This is a genomic window from Lutibacter sp. (genome assembly GCF_046055765.1).
Classification (GTDB): Bacteria; Bacteroidota; Bacteroidia; order Flavobacteriales; family Flavobacteriaceae; genus Lutibacter.
Genome location: NZ_JASFZF010000127.1, coordinates 1 through 4,328, shown reverse-complemented (window position 1 = coordinate 4,328; position 4,328 = coordinate 1). Strand labels below are relative to the sequence as shown.

The following is a 4,328-nucleotide window of genomic DNA, read 5'->3' as shown; positions in this document are numbered from 1 at the left end:
TTTATATTAATTCTATTTACAATCACTCAATTGGTATTTCATATTCGTATTCAGAAATTACTTCGCTAACAGTTTTTATTGTATCACCATTATTTTTAATAAATTCAAACCAGTTGTTATATGTGTCTTCTGCTTTAAGATAATCATAGCAATGAAATACTAGTCCATAAATCTCCTCATCTTGAATATTATTATACTCTGCTTTAAAAATATTCAGAGCTTCCTCAATGGTGAAATCATTGGATATTGTTGTTAATTGTCTATGAGTAACAAAAGTAATTTCTGCTCCGTTATTTTTTATAATCCTGTATGGTTTTAAACTTCTAAGATTGCCATATTGTTCAAACGAGCTATATTGATTTCCACTAGTAAATATTAAATTTTCGGAGGTGTTTTCGTAGCTCTGGGGCATATCAATAGGCAAACCACCAATCATAGCTGTTGTAACATCTTCAGGTGTAGCCAAATTCCTTACAAAATCTAAACCTATATTAACATTCCCTAGAAATGGAATTGGATTACCTACCGCATTTGGGTCATTAGAATACCCATTCCAGTCTGGATGATTCAATGAATGATGATGAAATGCAATTTCGTGTCCTCGCTCTTGCCATTGTTTAACCGTATTTATTTTTGAATTATCTAAAAGAATATATTCTGCCCATTGTGGGTTAAATTCCAAAGTAAGATGAAAACCATAATCATTAGCTTTTTGAATTAATTTTTCTGCTGTTTCAAATAAATATTCCTGCCAGCCAAAATCCATTGTTAAATACTCTTCAGGTAAATCTATCGGTAAATCATTATCCAATCGACCTTTATACCCTGCTTCAAAATGTATCGCAACAAAAGTGTATTTGCTATTATTTGTTGGTATTGGATCAGTAGTTTTGTCACACGCACTTAACAAAAGTGCTATCTGTAAAAATATTATCATTCTCATAAAAGCTAAATTTGGTTTAAATCAATATTATGATAAGACATATTTTTTATTAAAAGGTTTAATTTTTTACGATTTTTAATCTGCATGTCTAGTCCTGAAATACGGCTACAGGTTAAAATTAATTATTAAGCTACATTTTTGTATACCGAATTAGGAGTTTTATAATCCAAAGATACGTGTAATCTTATTTGGTTGTATAATTTAATTGCATTTTTTGTTGCTCTTTTGGCATGAGCTACATTTGTAAAGGTCTGGTTACTCTGTCATTTTTTATACATATACTTGTGGTTTTGTGTATACATATTTCAGGACGGGTCCGCTTGCACCTAACGTTTGGCATAAGAATAGTAGCGGATTTTGAAGTACTAAACTTTCGGTTTTACACTCATTTTTGTTAGAGGAGCTAACTTTGAATTCAACACTAAAACCGCTATTATTTTTATACATTGTTACCTGTAGTTATTATTACATATATTCGTCTATATTTACATTTAATCCTTTTGCAATTCCTACTCCTAATTTAGGGCTTACTCTAAACCAATGACATAATTGACGGTTTATAATTTCATCTTTCTTTTCTCCTTCAATTCCACTCATTGCATTAACAATATTGCTAATTGTATTTTGTTGTTGTACTTCTGTCATTACCTCCTCAAACAATCCTTTTGGTTGAGAATAATGGTCGTCATCATTTAAGTTTCTGTCAAAATAAGCAACTTCATTATTGTCTAATTGATAAGATGGACTTTTATGTTTGTCATCTACATAATTTCCATCAAAACTATTTGGAAAATGATTTTGAGAACTACCTCCATTTCCATCAAAACGCATTGCTCCGTCTCTGTGATAATTGGTTGTAGCATATAGGCATTTATTTACAGGTAATGCATTGTAATTTGCTCCAATTCTGTAGCGTTGTGCATCTGAATATGCAAAAATACGTCCTTGTAACATTTTATCTGGTGAAAAACCAATTCCATCAACTAAATTTGAAGGTGAAAATGCTGCTTGTTCCACATCTTGGAAATAATTTTCTGGTATTTCATTCAATTCTATTTCTCCAACATCCATTAATGGAAAATCTGAATGAGGCCAGATTTTTGTTAAATCAAACGGGTTCCATTGAAATTTTTTGGCTTCATTCAGGGTCATTATTTGAATTTTTAGTGTCCATTTAGGAAAATCTCTTTTTTTAATGGCATTCACTAAATCTCTTTGTGCATAATCTGGATCTGTACCTTTTAATTCACTTGCCTCAGCATCTGTAAAAGTTTTGTTTCCTTGCTTTGTTTTGTAATGAAATTTCACATAGAAACGCTCATTAGCTTTATTTACCATTGAAAAAGTATGACTTCCATAACCATTCATATGCCTGTAACCATCAGGTGTTCCTCTATCAGACATTAATATCAAAACTTGATGTAAACTTTCAGGATTTAAAGACCAATAATCCCAAACCATAGTGGCGTCTTTTAAATTTGTTTTTGGATTTCTTTTTTGTGTATGGATAAAATCAGGAAATTTTTTAGCATCTTTAATAAAGAAAACTGGTGTGTTATTTCCTACTATATCCCAATTTCCTTCTTTAGTATAAAATTTCACTGCAAATCCTCTTGGATCTCTTTCAGTATCTGCAGAACCTTTTTCACCGCCAACAGTAGAAAAACGAACAAATAGTTTTGTTTCTTTTCCTATTTCAGAAAATAGATTTGCTCTACTATATTTAGAAATATCGTGAGTTACAGTAAACTTACCATAAGCACCCGTACCTTTAGCATGTACAATTCTTTCGGGAATTCTTTCTCTATTAAATTGTGCTAATTTTTCTTGTAGAAAAAAGTCTTGTAATAATGCTGGTCCTCTTTCTCCTACCGTTTGAGTGTCTTCATAATGATTTATGGGACACCCAGTGCTTGTTGTTATCTTTTTGTTTTTCGACATAATTAATTATTTTAATGAAATACAAAGAACGGAATATTTATAGTATAAAAAAAATCGATAGTATTTATATTGATATCAATTTCACCTATAGATATTTAATTACTGGCAACTTTCAAATCCGCTAAGATTGGCAAAGTCAAAAATGTTTTCCGTTTAGTTCAATTTGTCATTTTTAGGTTTCGTTTCGCTCATTTCTCCGTTGTTGTGCTAAAATCGAACCAATTTAATGCTTAAACTCCGTTGTGATTGGAAATTTTTCACATTTCAACTTTTCATTCCGTAATTGTGCTCAAAATCGTACCGATTCAATTATCATTTCTTTTGCGTTTCAATATTAAAATCGGGCAACGTAATTATTCTGAGAGTTCTTAAGCTACTTTAAAACTCAAATTGTGGATTTCAGACCTGAAATCCGCTATGAATTACAACGGTTTGTGTATGAAATTTAGCGGTTAAATATGTGGATAATTTTTCGCAGGAAAAATATCCACAGTAAAAATACACAAACCATTGAATTTATTACAGTTTTAGCTATTTTTTATACACGTTGTTATCAAACGTTTTATTCTTTTATTGCTACGATTCTAATTCTTTTGTAATCAGCAAACCATTTTCCATTAATCAAGCATTTTTCTTTCACTTTATCTTGCACCTCATTTTTAATCTCTTCAATGTGATTAAAACTAACATCTTTAAAGAAACTTTCTGCAAACATTGAAATCCAGTCTTTTATTCCAGACTTTTCATTAGCAAGTTCTGTTGGGCGATCAAAATGTTCTGCTAAAAGAACTCTAAATCCGACAGATTCTAATTCAGTCGAATATTCACCAATTGAAGGAAAATACCATAAGTCTAATTCGGATTGTTCAATATAGCCTCTATTACGCAATGAATCTCTTAACTGATTAACGATTGTTTGAACATTTCCTTTTCCACCGAACTCAAGAACAATTTTTCCATTTGATTTCAAGTTTTCAAACATACATTTTATGGCATCTTTATAGTTTTTTACCCAGTGAAGCGTTGCATTTGAAAAAATTGAATCAAATTTTTCATTGAATTCGAAATTGCCAGCATCTCCAACTTGAAACTCTATGTTCTTAAATTTTGATTTAGCATCATCAATCATTTCTTGGGATTTGTCAATTCCAATCGTTTCTTTAGCTAATTCATTAATTTTAAATGTTAGTTGTCCAGAACCACAACCTAAATCCAAAATCCGTTCATTTGCTTTTGGGTCAAGTAGTTTTATAAGATTCTCACCATAATCGTAAACAAATGAATGTTTTTCATTATAAAGTTCAGGTTTCCACTTTGTAGTTATGATGTTCATTTTTCATACCAAATGTTCGTTAAGATACATGGTTTACACAAGTTAAAGATTAGACTTTACACTAAATTAGTTTCTAACCTTATTGACTTTTCTTTATTTCTTAAATGTGTT

General features: G+C 30.6%; 3 protein-coding genes and 1 pseudogene. All 4 read right to left on the bottom strand.

Annotated elements, in window-relative coordinates; translation table 11 throughout:
- Window positions 1–22: 22 nt before the first annotated feature.
- Window positions 23–943, bottom strand: a complete 921-nt coding sequence (locus QM495_RS12135) for a hypothetical protein (protein ID WP_408672379.1) — start codon at window positions 941–943, stop codon at window positions 23–25.
- A 125-nt stretch (window positions 944–1,068) separates the two neighbouring features.
- Window positions 1,069–1,188, bottom strand: a pseudogene (locus QM495_RS12130) (integrase core domain-containing protein); the annotation flags it as partial.
- Between the two features lie 220 nt (window positions 1,189–1,408).
- A complete protein-coding gene (locus QM495_RS12125; RefSeq protein ID WP_408672378.1) occupies window positions 1,409–2,884 on the bottom strand; it encodes a catalase in 1,476 nt (491 codons plus the stop codon).
- Window positions 2,885–3,446: 562 nt separating this feature from the next.
- Entirely contained in the window at window positions 3,447–4,217 is a 771-nt protein-coding gene (locus QM495_RS12120) for a methyltransferase domain-containing protein (RefSeq protein WP_408672377.1), read from the bottom strand.
- Window positions 4,218–4,328: the final 111 nt, after the last annotated feature.